The 21,612-nt window shown below is 50.2% G+C and carries 18 protein-coding genes and 6 tRNA genes; 12 read left to right on the forward strand and 12 right to left on the reverse strand.

Annotated elements, in window-relative coordinates:
- Positions 1-3 precede the first annotated feature (3 nt).
- Positions 4-294: a co-chaperone GroES gene (locus C9I99_RS22115; RefSeq protein ID WP_107351003.1), complete on the forward strand. Its 291-nt coding sequence runs from the start codon at positions 4-6 to the stop codon at positions 292-294.
- Positions 295-335: 41 nt separating this feature from the next.
- Entirely contained in the window at positions 336-1,982 is a 1,647-nt protein-coding gene (gene groL, locus C9I99_RS22120; RefSeq protein ID WP_107351004.1) for a chaperonin GroEL, read from the forward strand.
- A 642-nt stretch (positions 1,983-2,624) separates the two neighbouring features.
- Here the strand turns inward: groL and C9I99_RS22125 are convergent.
- The 3 genes from C9I99_RS22125 to epmB all read right to left on the reverse strand — a co-directional run bounded on the left by C9I99_RS22125 (position 2,625) and on the right by epmB (position 5,801).
- Positions 2,625-3,179 carry an MgtC/SapB family protein gene (locus tag C9I99_RS22125; RefSeq protein WP_107351005.1) on the reverse strand — a complete coding sequence of 185 codons (555 nt, stop codon included), beginning with the start codon at positions 3,177-3,179 and terminating at the stop codon, positions 2,625-2,627.
- A 101-nt stretch (positions 3,180-3,280) separates the two neighbouring features.
- On the reverse strand, positions 3,281-4,186 hold the full coding sequence (rimK, locus tag C9I99_RS22130) for a 30S ribosomal protein S6--L-glutamate ligase (protein WP_107351006.1): 906 nt from the start codon (positions 4,184-4,186) through the stop codon (positions 3,281-3,283).
- A 592-nt stretch (positions 4,187-4,778) separates the two neighbouring features.
- Entirely contained in the window at positions 4,779-5,801 is a 1,023-nt protein-coding gene (gene epmB, locus C9I99_RS22135; protein WP_107351007.1) for an EF-P beta-lysylation protein EpmB, read from the reverse strand.
- Between the two features lie 33 nt (positions 5,802-5,834).
- Between epmB and efp the strand changes: the two genes are divergently transcribed.
- Both efp and C9I99_RS22145 read left to right on the forward strand, forming a co-directional pair.
- Positions 5,835-6,401 (forward strand): elongation factor P, encoded by a 567-nt coding sequence (gene efp / locus C9I99_RS22140; protein ID WP_107351008.1) that lies wholly within the window; start codon positions 5,835-5,837, stop codon positions 6,399-6,401.
- Between the two features lie 185 nt (positions 6,402-6,586).
- Positions 6,587-7,975: an SPFH domain-containing protein gene (locus tag C9I99_RS22145; protein WP_107351009.1), complete on the forward strand. Its 1,389-nt coding sequence runs from the start codon at positions 6,587-6,589 to the stop codon at positions 7,973-7,975.
- A 69-nt stretch (positions 7,976-8,044) separates the two neighbouring features.
- Here the strand turns inward: C9I99_RS22145 and frdD are convergent, their stop codons facing one another.
- From frdD to frdA, 4 genes are read right to left on the reverse strand one after another with little or no spacing between them, the layout of a single operon-like run.
- The gene (frdD, locus tag C9I99_RS22150; RefSeq protein WP_107351010.1) at positions 8,045-8,407 is read right to left on the reverse strand and encodes a fumarate reductase subunit FrdD; all 363 of its coding nucleotides are present in this window, start codon (positions 8,405-8,407) and stop codon (positions 8,045-8,047) included.
- A 10-nt stretch (positions 8,408-8,417) separates the two neighbouring features.
- Positions 8,418-8,801, reverse strand: coding sequence for a fumarate reductase subunit FrdC (gene frdC, locus C9I99_RS22155; protein ID WP_107351011.1), 384 nt, complete (start codon positions 8,799-8,801; stop codon positions 8,418-8,420).
- Between the two features lie 2 nt (positions 8,802-8,803).
- On the reverse strand, positions 8,804-9,544 hold the full coding sequence (locus C9I99_RS22160; RefSeq protein ID WP_107351012.1) for a succinate dehydrogenase/fumarate reductase iron-sulfur subunit: 741 nt from the start codon (positions 9,542-9,544) through the stop codon (positions 8,804-8,806).
- Positions 9,544-11,358, reverse strand: a complete 1,815-nt coding sequence (gene frdA / locus C9I99_RS22165; RefSeq protein WP_107351013.1) for a fumarate reductase (quinol) flavoprotein subunit — start codon at positions 11,356-11,358, stop codon at positions 9,544-9,546. The genes C9I99_RS22160 and frdA overlap by 1 nt, the downstream gene beginning before the upstream one ends.
- Before the next feature lie 592 nt (positions 11,359-11,950).
- Between frdA and epmA the strand changes: the two genes are divergently transcribed.
- On the forward strand, positions 11,951-12,922 hold the full coding sequence (gene epmA, locus C9I99_RS22170) for an elongation factor P--(R)-beta-lysine ligase (protein WP_107351014.1): 972 nt from the start codon (positions 11,951-11,953) through the stop codon (positions 12,920-12,922).
- 339 nt (positions 12,923-13,261) lie between these two features.
- Here epmA and C9I99_RS22175 read toward each other — a convergent pair whose 3' ends face one another.
- The 5 genes from C9I99_RS22175 to rsgA all read right to left on the reverse strand — a co-directional run bounded on the left by C9I99_RS22175 (position 13,262) and on the right by rsgA (position 19,978).
- Positions 13,262-13,984 carry a carbonic anhydrase gene (locus C9I99_RS22175; protein ID WP_243734683.1) on the reverse strand — a complete coding sequence of 241 codons (723 nt, stop codon included), beginning with the start codon at positions 13,982-13,984 and terminating at the stop codon, positions 13,262-13,264.
- A 238-nt stretch (positions 13,985-14,222) separates the two neighbouring features.
- Positions 14,223-16,106, reverse strand: a complete 1,884-nt coding sequence (locus tag C9I99_RS22180; protein WP_107351015.1) for a methyl-accepting chemotaxis protein — start codon at positions 16,104-16,106, stop codon at positions 14,223-14,225.
- A gap of 241 nt (positions 16,107-16,347) precedes the next feature.
- Positions 16,348-17,763, reverse strand: coding sequence for an SLC13 family permease (locus C9I99_RS22185; protein WP_107351016.1), 1,416 nt, complete (start codon positions 17,761-17,763; stop codon positions 16,348-16,350).
- A gap of 134 nt (positions 17,764-17,897) precedes the next feature.
- Positions 17,898-18,779 (reverse strand): archaetidylserine decarboxylase, encoded by an 882-nt coding sequence (asd, locus tag C9I99_RS22190; RefSeq protein ID WP_107351017.1) that lies wholly within the window; start codon positions 18,777-18,779, stop codon positions 17,898-17,900.
- Positions 18,780-18,925: 146 nt separating this feature from the next.
- Positions 18,926-19,978, reverse strand: coding sequence for a small ribosomal subunit biogenesis GTPase RsgA (rsgA, locus tag C9I99_RS22195; RefSeq protein WP_107351018.1), 1,053 nt, complete (start codon positions 19,976-19,978; stop codon positions 18,926-18,928).
- Between the two features lie 138 nt (positions 19,979-20,116).
- Between rsgA and orn the strand changes: the two genes are divergently transcribed.
- From orn to C9I99_RS22230, 7 genes are all read left to right on the forward strand, one after another.
- Positions 20,117-20,662 carry an oligoribonuclease gene (gene orn, locus C9I99_RS22200; protein ID WP_107351019.1) on the forward strand — a complete coding sequence of 182 codons (546 nt, stop codon included), beginning with the start codon at positions 20,117-20,119 and terminating at the stop codon, positions 20,660-20,662.
- 132 nt (positions 20,663-20,794) lie between these two features.
- Positions 20,795-20,871: transfer RNA gene (locus tag C9I99_RS22205), tRNA-Met, on the forward strand.
- A gap of 24 nt (positions 20,872-20,895) precedes the next feature.
- Positions 20,896-20,971 (forward strand) — tRNA-Gly (locus tag C9I99_RS22210).
- 69 nt (positions 20,972-21,040) lie between these two features.
- A tRNA-Met gene (locus tag C9I99_RS22215) sits at positions 21,041-21,117 on the forward strand.
- 24 nt (positions 21,118-21,141) lie between these two features.
- Positions 21,142-21,217: transfer RNA gene (locus tag C9I99_RS22220), tRNA-Gly, on the forward strand.
- A 34-nt stretch (positions 21,218-21,251) separates the two neighbouring features.
- Positions 21,252-21,327 (forward strand) — tRNA-Gly (locus C9I99_RS22225).
- A 34-nt stretch (positions 21,328-21,361) separates the two neighbouring features.
- Positions 21,362-21,437 (forward strand) — tRNA-Gly (locus C9I99_RS22230).
- The last annotated feature ends 175 nt before the right edge of the window (positions 21,438-21,612 follow it).

Genomic DNA, 21,612 nt, shown 5'->3' on the forward strand with positions numbered 1-21,612 from the left:
CCGATGAACATTCGTCCTTTACATGACCGAGTTATCGTTGAGCGCCAAGAAGTTGAATCAAAATCTGCTGGCGGCATCGTTCTAACTGGTTCTGCAGCTGAAAAATCTACTCGCGGTGTTGTATTGGCAGTAGGCAAAGGCCGCATTCTAGAAAACGGTACGGTACAGCCACTGGACGTTAAAGTTGGTGATACTGTGATCTTTGCAGAAGGCTACGGCACCAAGACTGAAAAGATTGACGGTAAAGAAGTCCTGATCATGTCTGAAAACGACATCATGGCAATCGTTGAATAATCCGATCACCTCGAATTAAGAATTAAGAAAGGAAGACTGAAATGGCTGCTAAAGACGTTAAGTTTGGTAACGACGCACGAGTTAAAATGCTAGAAGGTGTCAACGTTCTGGCTGATGCAGTAAAAGTAACGCTGGGTCCTAAAGGCCGTAACGTGGTACTGGATAAATCATTTGGTGCACCAACCATTACTAAAGATGGTGTCTCTGTCGCGCGTGAGATTGAACTGGAAGATAAATTCCAGAACATGGGCGCACAGATGGTTAAAGAAGTCGCTTCTCAAGCAAATGATGCGGCGGGTGACGGTACCACAACAGCAACAGTATTGGCTCAGTCAATTATTACTGAAGGCCTTAAAGCCGTTGCTGCGGGCATGAACCCAATGGATCTTAAGCGCGGTATCGACAAAGCGGTTGTCGCTGCTGTTGAAGAGCTAAAGGCTCTTTCTGTGCCATGTGCCGACACCAAAGCAATCGCTCAGGTAGGTACTATCTCTGCTAACTCTGACACAACTGTTGGTAACATCATTGCGGAAGCAATGGAAAAAGTAGGCCGTGATGGTGTTATTACGGTTGAAGAAGGGCAGGCTCTGCATGATGAGCTAGATGTTGTTGAAGGTATGCAGTTCGACCGCGGTTACCTGTCTCCTTACTTCATCAACAATCAGGAAGCGGGCAGCGTTGATCTGGAAAACCCATTCATCCTGCTTATCGACAAGAAAGTATCGAACATTCGCGAGCTTCTTCCTGCGCTAGAAGGTGTTGCTAAGGCATCTCGCCCACTGCTTATTATCGCAGAAGACGTTGAAGGTGAAGCACTGGCAACGCTAGTTGTGAACAACATGCGCGGTATCGTGAAAGTGGCTGCGGTTAAAGCGCCTGGTTTCGGTGACCGCCGTAAAGCTATGCTTCAGGACATCGCGGTGCTAACTGCGGGTACGGTTATTTCTGAAGAGATTGGCTTAGAGCTTGAAAAAGTTCAGCTAGAAGACCTAGGTCAAGCGAAGCGTATTACGATCACTAAAGAAAACACCACTATCATCGATGGTATGGGTGAGGAAGAGATGATCCAGGGTCGTGTAGCCCAGATTCGCCAGCAAATCGAAGACGCAACGTCAGACTACGACAAAGAGAAACTACAAGAGCGTGTTGCTAAGCTAGCAGGCGGTGTTGCAGTGATCAAAGTGGGTGCTGCGACTGAAGTTGAAATGAAAGAGAAGAAAGACCGCGTTGAAGATGCCCTACACGCAACACGTGCAGCGGTAGAGGAAGGCGTGGTTGCGGGCGGTGGTGTTGCACTTATCCGCGCAGCTTCAAAAGTCGTTGGCCTTGAAGGCGACAACGAAGAGCAGAATGTTGGTATCCGTGTTGCACTACGTGCAATGGAATCACCAATTCGTCAAATCACCAAAAATGCGGGTGATGAAGAGTCTGTTGTTGCTAACAACGTTCGCGCTGGCGAAGGTAACTACGGTTACAACGCGGCAACGGGTGAGTACGGCGATATGATCGAGATGGGTATCCTAGACCCAACGAAAGTAACGCGCTCTGCACTTCAGTTCGCAGCCTCTGTTGCTGGTCTTATGATCACCACCGAAGCGATGGTCACTGATAAACCACAAGCTGATGCTCCAGGAATGCCTGATATGGGTGGTATGGGCGGCATGGGTGGTATGGGCGGTATGATGTAATACCCCTATCTCACTGAGATAGCTTGAAAAGTTGATAAACGGAGGCACAAGCCTCCGTTTTTTTATGCCTGATAAACCGCGGTAAGGGGCAGCTTGGAGACAATTTGTCCTATGGTGGGCTTATCAGAAAAAAAGCCCCAAAAGCTGCACACAATATATTGTCTTATTTATCAATGACTTATGTGCTTATTAACGGCGTTATGGTTATGGTCGGTTTTCGATCTGCTTTTCCCTGATATTTAACCAGTAAGCTGTACGGTGCTGGGATTTCGAATAGGGTAAGTCAGTGATAGCAGGGGAAATTCCAGTAAATAGCCTGCGGTAGTTTGCATGGTAAAAAGCGCAAAAAGCTGCACACTAAATAAGCTCTTTTAAATCAGTGGTTTACGTTCGTATTGGGGCGGCAGGTATTAGTTTCTGATATTGGCTTGCTTTTAGCTGTAATTTTCGATTAAAGCTGTACGCTTGGGGGGCTCTTTCCCTGAACGCCTGCCGGAAAATGGCTAAAAGAGCAGAGCTGAGTTTGTCAGGGAAAAAGCCGTAAAAGCTGAACAATTATTTAATTGTTTATAATCAATTGATTAGGTGTCACTAAGAGGGGGGGGGCTACGGGGTGTTAATTTGCTCACCAAAAAGCCGATTTCAACCCTTATCGCTGTACGCCTGTTTTTCCTCGGTGTTTGACTCTTCTGCGATTGCTTGCTTCTCGCTGCTGTGTCGTCTTACCTTTTTTAGCTGGCGGCGATCACTCAAGTGGGCATGGACTCCTTTGCGCAGGATGCGCAGGCTGTTTTCTAACTTGTCGACGCCGAACAGAATGGCGACCACGGCACCTGTCATAATCACTGCGGTTTGGCCATAGCCCAAGCCGATAGTGATCCCAAGAGCGGCCAGCATCCAGACCACCGCTGCTGAGGTGACACCATGAATTTGTCCGTCTCTGGTCATCATTACCCCAGCACCGAGGAAGCCTATTCCTGTGATCACCTGTGCCATGACCCGGGAAATATCGGCATTATTGCTCGACAGCGTTTCGCCGAGGGTAATGAAAAAGTAGGTTCCCATAATAATGAGTGTCGAAGTGCGGATCCCGACCGGTTTACCCCGAACTTGGCGTTCTACCCCGATAACCGTGCCACAAATGGCACATTGGAGGAGAGCGGGCCAGGTGAAGGGAGTAATATCAAGCCATAACATGGCTGTTGCTCCTATTATTAAGACGGATTGGGTGGATGAAAAAAGCAGCCTTTAGGCTGCTTGTGGTTTTTTGTTTACCTCACGCCTTAACGACGGTGTGGCTACTGGTGAGAGTTGCGACGGCTGTTGCGCTTGCCCGCATGCTTTTCGATGTACTCGACAATCATCCCGGCAATATCTTTGCCTGTTGCACCCTCAATGCCTTCCAGGCCAGGGGAAGAGTTCACTTCCATGACCAGTGGTCCGCGCTTTGAACGCAGTAAATCAACCCCGGCAACGCTCAGTCCCATCGCTTTTGCCGCCGCAACTGCGGTCTTACGCTCTTCTGGGGTAATGCGGATCAATGAGGCACTACCACCACGGTGTAAGTTGGACCGGAACTCGCCTTCTGCCCCCTGGCGTTTCATCGCGGCAATGACTTTATCACCGATAACGAAGCAGCGGATATCGGCACCACCGGCTTCTTCGATAAACTCCTGCACCATGATGTTGGCTTTCAGGCCCATGAAAGCTTCGATCACGCTCTCGGCCGCTTTTTGTGTCTCGGCCAATACCACGCCAATGCCCTGGGTGCCTTCGAGCAATTTGATCACCAGCGGTGCGCCGCCGACCATCTTGATCAGATCCGGCACATCATCAGGCTTGCTGGCAAAACCGGTAATAGGCATGCCCACCCCTTTGCGGCTGAGTAACTGCAGAGAACGCAGCTTGTCCCGAGAACGCGAAATCGCTATGGACGGGTTCACTGAGAACACATCCATCATTTCGAACTGACGCAATACCGAGCAGCCGTAAAATGTAATGTCCGCACCGATGCGCGGAATAATGGCATCAAAGCCAGTCAGATCTTGGCCTTCGAAATGAATCGATGGCTTGACCGAGTTGATATTCATATAACAACGCAAGGCGTTGATGATTACAGCTTCATGGCCGCGCTGTTCAATGGCTTCGCGCAGGCGGCGGGTTGAGTACAGGTTTTCGTTCTGGGAGAGAATGCCAATTTTCATTGCGTTACTCATTAATAAGGTGATGGATAGTGTGCCGGGCGTGAAGTTTGGCTGCCTTCCCCGCCAGCAAATTGGAGCGCGACTATGCGCTTCCTTGGTTCAAAAAGCGAGCGATTTGGCGATGATCTTTTTTGATTGAATCAATAAAAGATATTGTTTGAATCTTTACTATCTGGCCTATCATGTTTGTTTTCCTTTTTCAGGCTTGCTTGGTAAAAAGCGTGAAAAGCTGAACATGAATTTAAATTTATTTATATCAATGACTTAAGTGTTACTTTTTGGGGGTTTATGATAGGCCAAATAGTTGTACAGGTTTTATCTGAACAAAGGGGGGTTTGCTGTTCGTGTTGTGTATCCTGATCGTAAACGATGCTTTTTTGCTTGCCGTGAGCTCATGGGGTAAAAAGCTCAAAAAGCTGAACATAATTAAATCATTAAAAAACAATCACTTAGGAGGTGATGGTTGATGTTTATCCTTGGGTGTTGTGTTGGGCACCTAAAAGGTGTTTGCTTTCTTGTTTGCTGTACGTGGAGGCTAGAGTGATATGACCCCCGTAAAGTAGACTCGGGGGTTAACTTCTCTACAGGGGAACTATTCGAGACGCAAATCCAGCGGGGTTTTGCTGCGGCGGCCGCCGATTTCCCGAGTCAGCTTAGGGACTAAGTAGCCCGATACATTTTCCATTAGGCCAGCCATTAGTTGGCGGGCCGTGTTGTCGTCGACCATGAAGTGCGCTGCGCCTTGGACTCGATCCAGTACATGCAGATAATAGGGAAGGATGCCGGTGTCGAACAGGGATTCGCTGAGGTGGATCAGGGCCTCGACGGAGTCATTGACGCCTTTGAGCAATACCCCTTGGTTCAGCAGTGTCACATCAGCCTGCTTGAGTGCCAGCATCGCCTGAGCCAGTTCCTCGTTGATCTCATTGGCATGGTTGATATGGGTGACCAGCACCGTTTGCAAACGGCTGTGGGCCAGCTGCTGGCACAGCTCTGGGGTAATGCGGGAGGGCATGACCACCGGCAAGCGGGAGTGGATACGCAGCCGTTTGATATGGGGGATCGCGGCAATGCCCTCTATCAGCCAGGCTATTTCACTGTCCTTGGCCATCAGTGGATCGCCACCAGACAAGATGATTTCATTGATTTGAGGTTGGCTGGCGACATAATCCAGCGCCAGCTGCCAGTTGCGTTTGCCGCCTTGATTATCCTGATAAGGAAAATGGCGGCGGAAGCAATAGCGGCAATTAACGGCACAGCCGCCTTTGACTATCATCAGGGCCCGGTTGTTGTACTTGTGCAGCAGGCCGGGAATGGCATTGTCCTGCTCTTCGAGTGGATCCAGAGAATACCCTGAGTGTACCTCGAATTCCTCCGCCAGAGGCAATACCTGTCGCAATAACGGATCGTTAGGGTTGCCAACTTCCATTCTATCGACAAAGCTCTTAGGGACACGCAGCGCAAATAATTTCCGGGCCGCCAAGCCTTCTGCCCACGGGGTGGGATCGATTTTCAGGCTATTTAGCAGCTGAATCGGATCAGAAATCGCATTAGCAAGATCATTCAGCCAGTTTTGCTCAACAGATGAGGCGTTTCGGGTTATTATGTCCGGCATTAAATACAACTCGAAGATGTTAAGAGGATAGAAATGGCGTCTTTCAGCACCAATGAATTCCGCGGCGGAATGAAAATTATGCTAGATAATGAACCATGTGTCATTATCGAAAACGAATTTGTTAAGCCGGGCAAAGGCCAGGCGTTCAACCGCGTTAAAATCCGTAAGCTGCTTTCAGGCAAGGTACTGGAGAAGACTTTCAAGTCTGGTGAAAGCGTTGAAGCTGCAGACGTAATCGATACTGACCTTGATTACCTCTACAACGACGGTGAATTCTACCACTTCATGAACAATGAAACGTTTGAGCAAATTGCTGCAGACGTTAAAGCGGTAGGCGAAAACGCGAAGTGGTTGGTAGAAAACAACACGTGTACACTAACACTGTGGAACGGCAACCCAATTGCCGTGACACCACCGAACTTCGTTGAACTTGAAGTGACTGAAACGGACCCTGGCCTGAAAGGCGATACTCAGGGCACTGGTGGTAAGCCTGCAACACTAACAACAGGCGCGGTAGTACGTGTACCACTGTTCATCGCTATCGGTGAAGTGATCAAAGTTGATACCCGTTCAGCTGAATACGTGGGCCGTGTGAAGTAATTCATTTCCGGTTATAAAAAAGGTCGCTTAGGCGGCCTTTTTTGTTTCTGTTACAAAGAGTTCGACTCGAGTTTTTGAAGTGCGTTTGATGCATTGAGGTGGGTGCGTCATTTTGCTTCTATTTGTGCGTTAAGTTTCATATCCTAGACCACACAGTGGAATAATAACAAGTTGGTACAGGGAATATGGATTTTAAGCCTCAGGCGCAGCAAGCGTTAAAGAAAAAAGTATCGTTACCCGTTGTGGGCGGGATCCTGGGGGTGGCAGCGCTCTTCGGTCTGGTCAACAACTCCGTACTCATGACGGATGCGGGTTATACCTATGTACACCAGAATAACCTGACCGGTGAACTGGATGTCTTCAACCAGCCTGGTATCCACTTCAGGATGCCGTTTTTGTCGAAAATCACTAAATATGATCAGGTGATCACTGTCTCCTATGGCAATACCACGGGTGAAGACTTTTACCAGCGCCTGCCGCCGATTCAGGTCCGCTTCGCCGATACCTATGTTGGGGAAATTCCGGTCACTTTCCGTTTTAAACTGTCGCAAGGTCATGACTCTATTATCAAAATGCACCGTGAGTTCCGCAATAACAGCAACCTCATTGATGCCCTGCTGGTAAAAAATGCCCGCAATGTGACGGTCATTACGGCCACCCAGTACACCGGCGAGGAGTTTTTTCAGGGCGGCCTGAACCAGTTTAAGTCCAAGCTGGGCGATCAGTTACGTGACGGGATATATATGACCGAGCGGCGTCAGGTTGAGGTTGAGCAGATTGATCTGGCGCCGGTAGGCATTAACCAGAGTAACTCCAACCAACTGCAGCGTACTCAGCAGTTGGTATGGAAAACGGTACCGATGCTCGATGTACAAGGCAATCCCAAGCGGCAGGATAACCCGCTGCGCCAGTATGGTATCGCTGTGACCCAGGTGACGATCGGTGATCCTAAACCGGAAGGGCAACTGGACAAGCTGCTAACCGACAAGAAGCGTTTAGTCGCTGATCGGATCCGGGCTATCCAGGAGCAGGAAACCTCCAAGGCGCAAGCGGAAACGGAGCAATTGCGCAAGGAAATCCAGCGCACCCGTGAAGTGCAGGATGCCCAACGCAACAAAGAGCTGGCGATTATCTCGCAGCAAAAAGAAGTCGAGATCGCACGGCAGATCGCCGAGCGAGAGATTGTCGAGGTCGAGAAAAAGAAGCGGCTAGCAGAAGTGGATAAGGAAAAAGAGTTGGCTATCGCAGAAGCCAATCTGGCTATCCAGAAAGCAAATGCGCTGTCGGCAGAGTACGAAGCTAAGGCTATCTTGGCCAAAGGGCGGGCAGAAGCCGAAATCCTCAAGGCCAAATACGATGCCTACGGTGCCAACCGGGATGTCTACTTGGCCGAGCTCAATCGCGATGTGTCGACCTCTTTGTACAACAACCTGAAGAATTACCAGATCGAGATGCCGAAAAACTACTTCGGTGGCGAGGGGGGGAAAATGACCACTAACCTGGATGTGATCACCGGCTTTGGGGCGTTGGGGATTTTGGAGCAAAGTGAGAAACTGACAAAGCAGGCGCAATAGCGTTCAAACTGGTCGAGCAGGCATAAAAAAAGCACCGCTATGCGGTGCTTTTTTTGTTTCGTATCACGATTAGATCATGAATACGAAAATTACAGCCAGTGCAGACACAAGGAATGCTGCTGCGTAGCATGCGATCTTACCTACCACACCAGTGTGGAATTTCAGGTCGTGCATACCGTGGTGCAGACGGTGCATCGCGTGCCACATTGGCAGAGCCAGAGTCGCGATAGTAAATAGTGCACCGATGATGCTGGTGACGAAGCCGGCAACGCGCTCGTAGCTCATTGAATCAGCGTCTAGGATACCCAGTGGTACCATGATACCCAGTACCAGCACAGTCACAGGTGTCAGCATTGCAAACCAAGTACCGCCAGCACCAAACAGACCCCACCATACTGGTTCGTCAGAACGTTTAGGATTTAGATTAACCACGTGGTTCTCCTTAAACTAGAACTAGTACGAACAGCGAGATTGCAGCAACTGCAGCCCACTGAGCCAGAACAACAACTTTCTTGTCCAGTGTCTTGCCTTTCAATTTGATAGGCATTACCTGAGGCATCATGCTGAAGAAAGTCTGTGCGTGGAACAGGCTACCCGCCAATGCCAGCACGTTCAGAATTACAACTACTGGGTTAGCCATAAACTCTAGCCAGCCCGCCCATGCTTCAGGGCCCTTCACTAGGCTACCTAGACCGAAAGTCAGACAGATAGTGAAGAAGATTAACGGTAAAATAGTTGCTTCACGAACCATGTAGAAGCGGTAGAAAGGGTGATCCTTCCACCAGGTGCGCTTCATTTCGCGAACGTAAGGTTTACGATTGCTCATCCTTATGCCTCCTGAGGCTTCATCATGGCGATAACGAAATCTTTAGACGATTCCACTTTGCCTTGGTTAACCGCTGCTGCTGGATCGACGCTCTTCGGACACACTTCAGAACAGTAGCCAACAAAAGTACAGCCCCATGCACCGTTTTCACCGTTGATCAGCTTCATACGCTCATCAGAACCGTTGTCACGGCTGTCTAGGTTGTAGCGGTGCGCTAGGGTTAGCGCTGCAGGGCCGATGAACTCAGGGTTCAGGCCGAACTGAGGACATGCTGAGTAGCAAAGACCACAGTTGATACAACCAGCAAACTGCTTGTACTTCGCCATTTGTTCAGGCGTCTGGTTGTTTGGACCGTCTTCAGGTTTGCGATCGTTACCGATGATGTACGGCTTGATAGCTTCTAGGCGCTCGATGAATGGCGTCATGTCGACAACCAAGTCTTTCTCGATAGCAAAGTTAGCCAGCGCTTCGATTTTCAGACCGTTCGGGTAATCACGCAAGAAAGTCTTACAGGCCAGTTTTGGCACCTTGTTGACCATCATGCCGCAAGAACCACAGATTGCCATGCGGCAAGACCAGCGGTAAGCCAGATCTTTGTCTAGGTTGTCCTTGATGTAACCTAGTGCATCAAGGACAGACATGGTTTCGTTAAACGGTACTTCGAACATTTCGAAGTATGGTTCTGCATCTTTTGCTGGGTCATAACGCAGAATTTCTACTTTTTGGATGCGATTGTCTGACATTATGCCTGCTCCTCTTTCTTCGCTGCCGCTTCAGCTGCTTCTTTTGCTGCAGCTTCTTCAGCCGCTGCACCGTATAGACGGGCTTTTGGCTGAGACTTGGTGATTGTTACGTCGCTGTACTCGATACGAGGAGCGTCATCACCGTTGTAGAAGGCTAGCGTGTGCTTCAGGAAGTTCACGTCGTCACGCTCTGTACAACCATCGTCAAGACGTTGGTGTGCGCCACGAGATTCCTTACGCTGAATCGCAGAGTGAGCCATGGCTTCAGCAACTTCTAGGCCGTAACCAATTTCAATTGCATAAAGTAGGTCAGTGTTGAATACCTTGCCCTTGTCTTTGATGCTGATGTTCTTAAAGCGAGCGCGAAGTTCTGCTAGCTTATCAACTGTTGCTTGCATCAAATCTTCTTGGCGGTAGATACCACAACCGGCTTCCATGGAGTGACCCATTTCAGTACGGATATCAGCCCAGTTCTCGTCACCTTCCTGAGACAGTAGGGTATCGATACGATCTTGAACGGCCTGAACCTGTGCGGTGATAGCGGCTTCGTTCCAGCCTTTGAATTCTTCAGCGCGTTTTGCAGCACCTTCACCAGCTAGGCGACCAAATACCACAAGCTCTGCAAGAGAGTTAGAACCTAGACGGTTTGCACCGTGCAGGCCAACAGAGGAACACTCACCAACCGCGAATAGGCCTTTGATGCGTGTTTCGTTGTGCTTGTTAGTTTCGATACCACCCATGGTGTAGTGAACTGTTGGGCGAATTGGCACTGGCTCTTCTGCCGGATCAACGTTTACGTAAGCTTTTGCAAGCTCACAGATGAACGGTAGACGCTCGTGTAGGTATTCTTTACCTAGGTGGCGCAGGTCAAGGTGTACAACATCGCCCAATGGGTGTTTGATGGTGTTGCCTTTCTGCTGCTCGTGCCAGAATGCCTGAGAAACTTTGTCACGCGGACCCAGTTCCATGTATTTGTTCTTCGGCTGGCCGATTGGTGTCTCTGGGCCCATGCCGTAGTCTTGCAGGTAACGGTAACCGTTTTTGTTCAGCATGATACCGCCTTCACCACGACAACCTTCGGTCATCAGGATACCTGTGCCTGGTAGGCCAGTTGGGTGGTACTGAACGAATTCCATGTCACGCAGAGGGACACCGTGGCGGAAGGCCATTGCCATGCCGTCACCGGTTACGATACCGCCGTTGGTGTTACAGTTGTAAACGCGGCCAGCACCACCTGTTGCAAGTACAACAGACTTCGCTTTTATGCAGATCAACTCACCTTCGGCCATGTGGATAGCCACAAGACCCTGTACTTCACCTTCTTCAACCAATAGGTCGACAACGAAGTACTCATCGAAACGCTTGATCTGATCGTATTTGATAGACGTTTGGAACAGAGTGTGCAGCATATGGAAGCCGGTTTTATCCGCGGCGAACCAAGTGCGCTCAACCTTCATACCACCGAAGCGGCGTACGTTCACGTCGCCATTTTCTTTACGGCTCCACGGACAGCCCCATTGCTCTAGCTGGGTCATTTCGCGGGTCGCGTTTTCTACGAAATATTCAACAACGTCCTGTTCACATAGCCAGTCACCACCGCCAACGGTGTCGTTGAAGTGGTTGTCCAAGCTATCCTCATCCTTGATGACGGCAGCGGAGCCACCCTCTGCAGCTACGGTATGAGAGCGCATTGGGTAAACTTTAGAAATAAGAGCAATTTCCAAGTCTGGGTTTGCTTCTGCAGCAGCGATGGCAGTACGAAGACCTGCACCACCTGCGCCGATTACAGCGATATCTGTGGTAATTGTTTTCACAGCTATCCTCCGGAGGTAAGACGATAAAATTTAAAAAAGTACGCCTAAGCGTACTTAACCTTGAAATCCTAGTGGCATTCTATGAAACAATATCGATAGAAAATTTGATTTAGACGCGACTTTTTAAACGAAATAACCCAAAAGTATAAGGTGATTACAGAAAGTGTGATTGTTATCACAATTTGTAATGTTTTATGGTTGTTAATTACTCGAAATGAAATGTGTTATTTGTTTCTGGCTCATTAAGGATGTGTTTCGGTATTTATTGCTAACGCACTAATAAAAAACAGTTTATATGACGGTTAAATGAATACTTCTATTATGATTGTTGTGTAAATGCCGATCCTGTGATTTTTGTGTTAATTATTTATTTGTTTTTGGTGTTTAAAATGCGGCTAGGTTGAATGGTTGTTGAACATGTTTTTTTCATATTTCTTCATAACTTTTTGTGTTGCAGACATTGGTGAATACTGGTGGTCATGAAGCACTGGATTATCGTACTGAGTCTTCGCTTTATTGGGCAGTAGGTATTTGGGGATATTGGGGTAAAATATAGGTTTATTTTACCCTCAATGTTTGGTGATTACTGGCTATGACTATCCACTGGCAACCGACCGCTCCTCTTACCCAGCTTAAGCAGCGTGCTGCGATACTGGCGATGATCCGACACTTTTTCGTGCAACGTGAGGTACTGGAAGTCGATACTCCGGCGATGAGCCAAGCAACCGTGACAGATATTCATCTTCACACCTTTCAAACGACCTTTGTCGGTCCAGGCTTTGCCGATGGCCAGTCGCTTTACCTGATGACCAGCCCGGAATTTCACATGAAGCGCTTACTTGCTGCGGGTAGTGGTCCTATCTATCAAATTTGTAAGTCTTTTCGCAATGAAGAGTCGGGCCGCTTTCACAATCCGGAATTTACCATGCTGGAATGGTACCGCCCTGGCTTTAATCACCATGCCTTGATGGATGAGATGGATGACTTGCTGCAATTGATACTGGGTAGCGGGCCAGCCGAGCGAATGACCTACCAGCAGGCATTTATCGGTGTGCTTGGGGTATGTCCGCTGGAAGGTGATATGCCAGCGCTCAAGGTGGTGGCGGCTAATTTGGGGCTGGCCGATATCGCCGAACCCGAGCAGGATCGCGATACCTTGCTGCAACTGCTGTTCAGTGTCGGTGTCGAGCCTAAAATTGGCCAGCAGGTACCTGCTTTTGTCTATGATTTCCCGGCTTCTCAGGCTGCCCTGGCTCAAATCAACCCGCAAGATGACCGTGTTGCCGAGCGCTTCGAGGTGTATTTCAAGGGGGTCGAGCTGGCAAATGGTTTCCACGAACTGTCCGATGGGGATGAGCAACTCTCCCGCTTTGAAGCTGATAACCGCAAACGCGAGGAAATGGGGTTAGCCCCGCAGCCGATTGACATGCATTTGATCGAGGCGCTGCGTGCCGGCTTCCCGGATTGTGCCGGTGTGGCGTTGGGGGTGGATCGTTTGATCATGCTATCGCTGGGGGTAGATCATATTGATCAGGTTAGTGCTTTTCCGATCACTATCGCTTAGTGGTTGATCGCAAAGCGTATGCTAACGCGATCCACAACGAATGAACCGCGCGGCAACTTGCCGCGCGTTTTTTTGCCGGTAGAAACGGTTCATGCATCTGCTGACAGGAGGGTATTACTGCCGCGTCTATAAGCTGGGGGAACAGCCAGTCGTTCAGGGGGCATGGTATGGCTTCGTCGCAGGGTAGGATTCCAAGGCGTCTTAACCAAACAGAGCAGAGCATAATCAAACTGCGCACCAAATGCAAATGATTATCACTTATAATTGATGCGATATCCTTAGACCCGGTCAATGTCTTGCGGTATATCCGTGAGAAGAGGCAAGGGGGATTCACCGTCTTTACTCCAGGACGACTCGGGCATTGAGGGGCTGCAGTGGACGGGCGTTGTCGCCCATCACTTTACGCAAGCTGTCGATTTGCTGCTCGGTACCGGTTTGGGCTTCGCGCATCACAAACCACCGTACCCCTTCGCTACATGGGGGGGTGGTCAGTGAGCCGTTGAAACGGAAATACTCTCGTTCCCTCGGTAGCAGATCCACTGGGTTCAGGGCGTCTTTGAGTGGTAGGGTTTGATCTGCTTCTGGCACGGTCGCCAGCAAGGTGTTGAACGCCTCGTTGCCTCGCGGTCCGGTATTAAACATGACTGCCACGACGGCCAGTTGCCCCTCGGCATTGGCATGGACGAAATGCACTTCGAGCGGGAACTGTTTGCCGGCGATATAGTTTTCCGATGGGGTATGGAAATGGAACTGCTTGAGGTCGAAGGTTTGATCATCGATAACCAGCTGGTTCTTGCCCTCGACATTGGCTTGCACGGTATGGCCGTTGTTAATTACCTCGTGGACCTTGCCTTGGTAATCTATCTGCAGCGGGGTCAGTTCAGCCTTGATAGTGTGCTTGATATCGATTGGGGTTTGGTTGACCCCCTCGCAGGTGACAAAGTTCTTGCCCCAGTTCTCGGCACCATGCTCCCCCTCGTAGCTCCATTCTGCCGCTTGGGCACTGGACAAGGATGCTGCCGCTATGGCGAGCAGTAATACTTTGAAAGACGGTGATTTCACTTTTGTTCCTCTCTTATTTTTCTATTCAACTAGCCAACCTTTCCAGTGTAGTGGGTGGGGCGTCGCTGTGGAGGGGAAGGTAGTGAAATTGGCAGCCATATCCAGTAATAGGGAAAAACGCAGGCAGTTCTTGAAAACCTAGTTATTGATTTTGCGAGGACTTCCCCAAAATACCCCCCAAAAAAAGCCGCCCTTGGTTGGACGGCTTTGCGGAGGGAGAACTGTTAGGCTACGAGCATCAGATCTTAAAACGTGAAACGTCACGGCACATATTGGCGGCGGTGCTGTGCATTTCCTTGGCATTTTCAGTCACCGCATCGGTTTGGACCGACAGGTGATCAGACACATCTTTGATCGCCTGGGTGTTGCGGCTGATATCTTCGCTGACGGCTCGTTGCTCTTCGGCGGCGCTGGCAATCTGGGTCGCCATATCCGAAATCTCGCTGATCGCCTGAGTGATTTGGCTCAGGCTGTCACTGGCAGCTTCGGCAAAGCCGACACTCTCATCGGCTAGGTTGGTACTTGCCTGCATGCTGTCGACCGCTTGGCGGGTATTTTTTTGCAGGGCCTCGATCATTGAGCGGATTTCCTCCGTCGAGTCATGGGTACGCTGGCTCAGGACCCTGACTTCGTCGGCTACAACCGCAAACCCACGGCCCTGCTCACCCGCTCGCGCTGCCTCTATGGCGGCATTGAGCGCGAGCAAGTTGGTTTGCTCAGCAATCCCTTGGATGGTCGATAGGATCTGGTTGATATTCTGGGCGTTACTTTCCAATTCATGGATTACGCTGGCGGCATCGCCGACTTGGGTTGCCAGCGAAGTAATGGCATTGCGGTTTTGGCTGATCACCCCTTGGCCCTGTTCGCAGGAGCTGGTTGATGCCTGCGCGGCGGCAGCGGTCATTTCGGCATGGCTAGCCACTTCGGCAGAGGTGGCTGACATCTCGTGGATGGCGGTGGCAATCTGGTTGATGTCGTTCTGCTGCTCGTTCACCTTCTGGTTGGCTTGCAACGTTTGCTGTGCGGACAGCTCGGCTTGTTCACCAAGACGGTCTGATTGGGTGACGACCCCTTTGATCATGGTTTGAAGCTGGCCGAGGAAGCGGTTCATGTTATCGGCCAGTACGCCGATCTCATCCATGCGTTCAATATCAATGCGTTGGGTAAGGTCACCTTGACCTTCGGCCAGTTGGGCGACTGATTCACTGAGTCGTGATAGCGGGCGCAGCAAATTATTGATAATCAGTGTAGCGATCGCCGAAATCACAATATACAGGCCGACAGAAGCCAACAGGATAAATTTGATTTGCTCGCCGATAGAGGCAAAGGCCAGATCTTTGTCTTCCACCAAAGCCAGTGTCCAGTCTGTCCCTGCGATAGGGGTGGCATAGATGAGCTTATCCTGACCGTCGCTATCGAGATGGAAAGTGTGGATAGCCGGGTTGGCAACCAGTTGCTGGAGCAGCTGCGGTGATAAATCGCGATCCAGCTCGGTCAGTGGCTGCTGGCTCAGGGATTCATCACGGTAGGCCACAATGTTGTTGTTGCCATCGACCAAAAAGGCAAAGCCGCTGTTGTCCAGTTTTAGGTTAAGCACCTGGTCGATGATATCGGTAATGGTTAAGTCGGCCGCCAGTACCCCACGGTGTTGGCCCTGAAAGGCTTTGGCAAAACTGACCACCATGCTGCCGTCGAAATCCTCGTAGGGTTCGGTCAGGATAAGCTTGTTTTGGCGCATTGCATCCTGATACCAAGGGCGGGTGCGGGGATCATAGCCTTCAGGCCAATCTTCGGTTTTGTCACCGTAGGCAATGCTACCGTCATTGAAGCCGGCGTAGACCGACAGGAACTGTCCGGCCCGCTTGGTGAGCAGCAGTTCACGGTCGACATTGTCCTGGTTGGCTATCAGGCTTTCGTTGGCCTGCATCATATCACTACGGATGGTGAGCCAGTCACTGATATTACTGCTGGTACCTTGGGCAATATCGCGCATTTGATTGTTGATGGCGCTGGTGGTCTCCTGCTGGAGTTGGGAGATGGATATCCAGGCCTGGACGGCACTGACGGTAGCGATAATTACTGCTATCGCCAGTTGTATCTTATGTTTGATCGTTAGATTCATTGTTATCTCTCTCGGCAGCCAGATGTTGATTTTATATAGATGGCATTTCCGGTGTGGTTTAGCGGAGCGGTGTGTACCTAGGACAAAGCGAAAACGCCTATGGCAGAAGGTGAATGATCATCATCGATAATTCACCGAATTAAAGTGATCGGGTTAACAGAGTTATGCTTCTAAAGGGGCGGAATAGTATGGTTGTGTGAAGGCGGTCTAAGCTGCCTTCACACTTTTGGGGTGGGCCCGGTTAGGTCAGTATCAGCGCGGCGGCATAGACCACAGCAAGGCCGACCAAGCCGATGATGAGGCCGGTTTTTGCCATGTCTTTGCTTTCAATTAACCCCGTTGAGTAAGCTAATGAGTTCGGTGGTGTCGAGACTGGCAGGATCATACCGAGCGAGGCCGAGAACGCCACAACGACCAGTACGCCTTGCAGGCCACCCATTGACGCTAGGCTTTCCATGGAAGCCGCGACCGCTGCTGCTATCGGGATCAACAGGTTGGCGGTAGCCGTGTTGGACATGAAATTCGCCATCAGCCAACAGATAATCGACAGGGTCAGTACCACGGCAATCGGTGATAGGGCATCGTAGTCCACCGCATGGGCCAGGGCTCGGGCCAGACCGGTTTTATCCAGCGCGAGACCAATGGCAATACCACCGGCAACCAGCCATAGCACTTCCCAGTTGATCAGTTTGATTTCCTCTTTACCCATGATCCCTGTCAGGGTGAACACGGCGAGCGGAATAATGGACACCACATAGACATTCATGCCATGTAGCGAGCTGGTCATCCACAACAAGATAGTGAGAGTGAAGGTGATATAAACCACGACGGCCTGCCAGCTTTTCTGGAACTGACCATTGAGCTCGAGTTGCATGTGGGTTTGGGTGGATGGAAACATTTTTTGTAGCAACCACCAGGCAAAAGCCAGTTGGAGAATAACAAACGGTAGACCAATCACCATCCAGCCAAGGAAGCTGATCGCATTCTCACCGGTTAAATATTGTAAGGCAATGGCATTGGGCGGGGTACCGATTGGGGTCGCAATACCACCGGTGTTGGCGGCAATAGGGACACACAGCACCAATGCCTTGATGCCGATATCGCCTTTGGGTACCGAAGCGACGATGGGGGCCAGTAGGGCCAGCATCATGACGGTGGTCGCGGTGTTGGACATGAACATCGAGAATACCGCGGTGATCAACATCAGGCCAAGCATAATAAATTTCGGCTGGGTGCCGAACGGTTTGAGTAGGACCCGTGCCAAATTGTTGTCCAGTTCATACTTGGAGGCGGCAATCGCGAGGGCAAAGCCCCCCATGAACAGGATGATGATTGGCGATGAGAATGAACCGAGGATATCGGTGTACTTGAGCACTTCCCCCATCTCATGGCCTGCCGGTGGTGTCCGGAAGGTATGCAGCCCGCTATCGGAGATCATGATCAGCTGCGAGGTAATGATCAGGATCGAGGTGGCAAAGACAGGGACGGGCTCCAGTACCCAGAGCAGGGCCGCAAGAGCAAAGATAGCCAGAAGGCGATGTTGGGAAACGGTTAATTCAGCGATAGGAATAGCATCAATCGGCAGCATTAGGATCCCGAGCGGGATCCCGAATGCGACCAGCAGCTTAACTAGCTGGGATATTGGGATTTTTTTCATGATATGTTGGTTTGCTTATATTATTGACTGACCCCAGCATACTATTTGGGTGTTGATATTTTCCTCGATATGGTCAATTTTTTGCATAAAAAAAGGGCCGTAAAAGGCCCTTTTTGTTCAAAAATGTTAACCGTTTAGACTTCTGGCTGCTCCGCTGAAACACGCTTTGCGTAGGCACTGCCCATCTTGGTCGGCACACCGGCTTCAAGCCCGTCGACAAATTCAATGGCATTTTCCGGGAACAGGTTGATCACGGTTGAACCCAGTTTGAAGCGGCCCATCTCATCCCCTTTCTTCAGGGTAATAGCTTGCTCACCGTCGGCTGGGTAATTCCAGCGGTGAATTTGCGGGCTGCGCGGTGGCGTAATGGTACCTGCCCATACGGTTTCAATGCTGCCAACAATCGTGGCACCAACCAGTACCTGTGCCATTGGGCCGAACTCGGTATCGAAGATGCACACCACGCGTTCATTGCGGGCAAACAAGTTCGGTACATTTTTCGCGGTAAGTGGATTAACCGAGAACAGCTCGCCTGGTACATAGACCATATGGCGCAAGGTGCCATCACATGGCATATGGACACGGTGGTAATCTTTTGGTGACAGGTAAAGTGTCGCAAAGTGGCCATCTTGAAACTGATCAGCCAGTGCTTGGTCGCCACCCAGCAACTCAACCGCTTCATAGGTGTGGCCTTTAGCCTGAATAAGCTCGCCGCCAGTGATTGGACCTAGCTGGCTGACACAAGCATCAGCAGGGTGGCAGATGACCGCCGTATCGTCATTGATTGGGCGGGCGCCGTCTTTCAGCTCCCGGACAAAGAAATTGTTGAAGGTGTCGTAAGCCGCAGGATCTGGGTTACGAGCTTCATTCATGTCAATGCCGTACTGGCGGATGAACCAGCGGATTACCGCGGTCGTTAACTTGCCGGCTTTCATTGAGGCGAGTTTGCCTGCAAGTTGCGTCAGGGTTTGCTTTGGCGCGCAGTACTGCAAGCCGATTTTGAAATTGTCGTGCACGGTATCATCCAGAAACAGTGAGTTTTTCAACAAGATAGTTACGTTATTATAACGTTGGCTCGTAATAATACCTAACTTGTTGGGGAAAGTCAGTTACTTGCTGTCGAGACTGCAGCTCCCCGCCGATACGGGGAGATGCACAGCGATCAATCAGGTTTGTTGCGTGAGAATTGGCGGTTGGCGATATTCTCAGACATGCTGTCGATGATCTTATGGTAGCTGTCGTAGCGAGCTTGGTGGATCTTGCCTGCCTCAACCGCTTCGCGAATGATACAGCCCGGATCATTGCCGTGCTTGCAGTCACGGAACTTACAGCCACCCAAGTATTCGCGAAATTCAACGAATGCCTCGGTCACCTGCTCGGGTTCGAGATGCCATAGACCGAACTCTCGTACCCCTGGTGAGTCAACCAAGTCACCGCCGTCAGGAAAGTGATACAGGCGCGCAGCTGTCGTTGTATGCTGGCCCAGACCGGAGTTTTCCGAGACATCACCGATTTCGGCATCGACTTCGGGCATCAAGGAATTGACTAGGCTTGATTTACCTACCCCTGACTGGCCGGCAAAAATGCTGATGTGATCTTTGAGATCATTTCGCAGCCCATCAAGGCCTTCCCCTGTTTCCGAGCTGACCAATCGCACTTCGTAGCCGATATCTTGGTACAAGGCGAGGGTTTCTTCTACGCGGGCGCGCTCTTCTGATGCTAGCAAATCGACTTTATTGAGAACGATCAGCGGAGGGATACCAACGGTCTCGGCTGCGATCAGGTAGCGGTCAATAATATTGAGCGATAGCTCGGGCAGCACGGCCGAGACAATGATGATCTGGTTGACATTGGCGGCCACGGCTTTGACGCCATCATAGTAATCTGGGCGGGTAAGCATCGACTCACGTTCATGGACGGCCTCTACTACACCGTTAATGCCTTGGAGTGCTTCAACGCCTGGACGCCAGACAACGCGGTCTCCAGACACCAGGCTCTGGATACTCCGTCGCAAGTTGCAGCGATGGATGATCCCGGTTTCCGGATCTTCGATATCGGCATGTTGGCCGAAACGGGTGATCACCAAGCCTTCGCGGGCTGATTCCAGCAGGGTTTCATCCCACTGAATATCATCTTTTTCGCGTTTCAGGCGTTTGTTTTGGTTTGAGCGCACACGGCGGCTCTGACCTTTAGTAAGCTTTTTCTTTTTTGCCACAAGAATATCGTTCAGTTAAGTTGGCTTACGGTAATATACCGATGCATAGTCCGCCGAAAAACCTGCCGTTGCAATCTCGGCATTGGCGCTAGTTTGGTATTATCATACATGGTTTACTCATAGAATAGGCAATATCCGATGATGATCAGCGATCAGAACCTAATTTGGATCGATTTAGAAATGACCGGGTTGGATCCAGAAACCCATAAAATCATTGAAATTGCGACAGTTGTGACCGATGCGCAGCTCAATGTGTTGGCTGAGGGGCCGGTACTTGCGATTCACCAGCCTGAAGCGGAATTGGCCAAGATGGACGAATGGTGCACCACAACCCATACCAGCAGTGGCTTAGTTGAGCGGATCCGCCAGAGTAATGTGAACGAAGAAGAGGCCATTCGCCAAACTATCGCGTTCTTGGAGCTGTGGGTGCCAAAAGGAGCGTCGCCAATTTGTGGCAATAGTATTGGCCAGGATCGCCGTTTCCTTTATAAGCATATGCCGGAACTCGAGCAGTACTTCCATTACCGTTACCTGGATGTCAGCACACTCAAAGAGCTGACCCGTCGCTGGAAACCGGAAGTGCTTGATGGTTTTAGCAAGAAGGGCAGCCACTTGGCACTCGATGATATTCGCGATTCGATTGCTGAATTACGATACTATCGTGAGCAAATAATGAAAATTTGATGAGTAAATAGACGGTTGGATAGGAAAGAACAAATTTTTTTTGAGAACTATTGCATCCGTCTCATTTCCTCGTATAATGCGCAGCCTCGAAAGGCAATTCTTACTTTAGTTTGCCTTTCAATAAAATACGGACGCGGGGTGGAGCAGCTTGGTAGCTCGTCGGGCTCATAACCCGAAGGTCGTCGGTTCAAATCCGGCCCCCGCAACCAATTTACTTGTTGAAATACAAGTCTGCGACACTAGCTCAGTTGGTAGAGCGCAACCTTGCCAAGGTTGAGGTCACGAGTTCGAACCTCGTGTGTCGCTCCAAATTGGTTTTATTGCTGAGGCGATAAGACAATAGTTGTTACCGTACTTTAACGGTGAGTATAAATCGGACGCGGGATGGAGCAGCTTGGTAGCTCGTCGGGCTCATAACCCGAAGGTCGTTGGTTCAAATCCAGCTCCCGCAACCAATTTACTTGTTGAAATACAAGTCTGCGACACTAGCTCAGTTGGTAGAGCGCAACCTTGCCAAGGTTGAGGTCACGAGTTCGAACCTCGTGTGTCGCTCCAAATTTAAGGCTTTCATTGTGCCTAACAGTGACATGCGACACTAGCTCAGTTGGTAGAGCGCAACCTTGCCAAGGTTGAGGTCACGAGTTCGAACCTCGTGTGTCGCTCCAGATTTAAGGCTTTCATTGTGCCTAACAGTGACATGCGACACTAGCTCAGTTGGTAGAGCGCAACCTTGCCAAGGTTGAGGTCACGAGTTCGAACCTCGTGTGTCGCTCCAAATTGAATCTCATGACGAAAGTGGTGAGTAAGTGAAACACAGGTAAAGCTGGTAGAGCGCAACCTTACCAAGGTTGAGGTCACGCCTAGCTCCTCGAAGATCGGGAACCTCGTGTGTCGCGCCAAATTGGTTTTATTGCTGAGGCGATAAGACAATAGTTGTTACCGTACTTTAA

Source organism: Photobacterium lutimaris, assembly GCF_003025555.1.
Lineage (GTDB): Bacteria > Pseudomonadota > Gammaproteobacteria > Enterobacterales > Vibrionaceae > Photobacterium > Photobacterium lutimaris.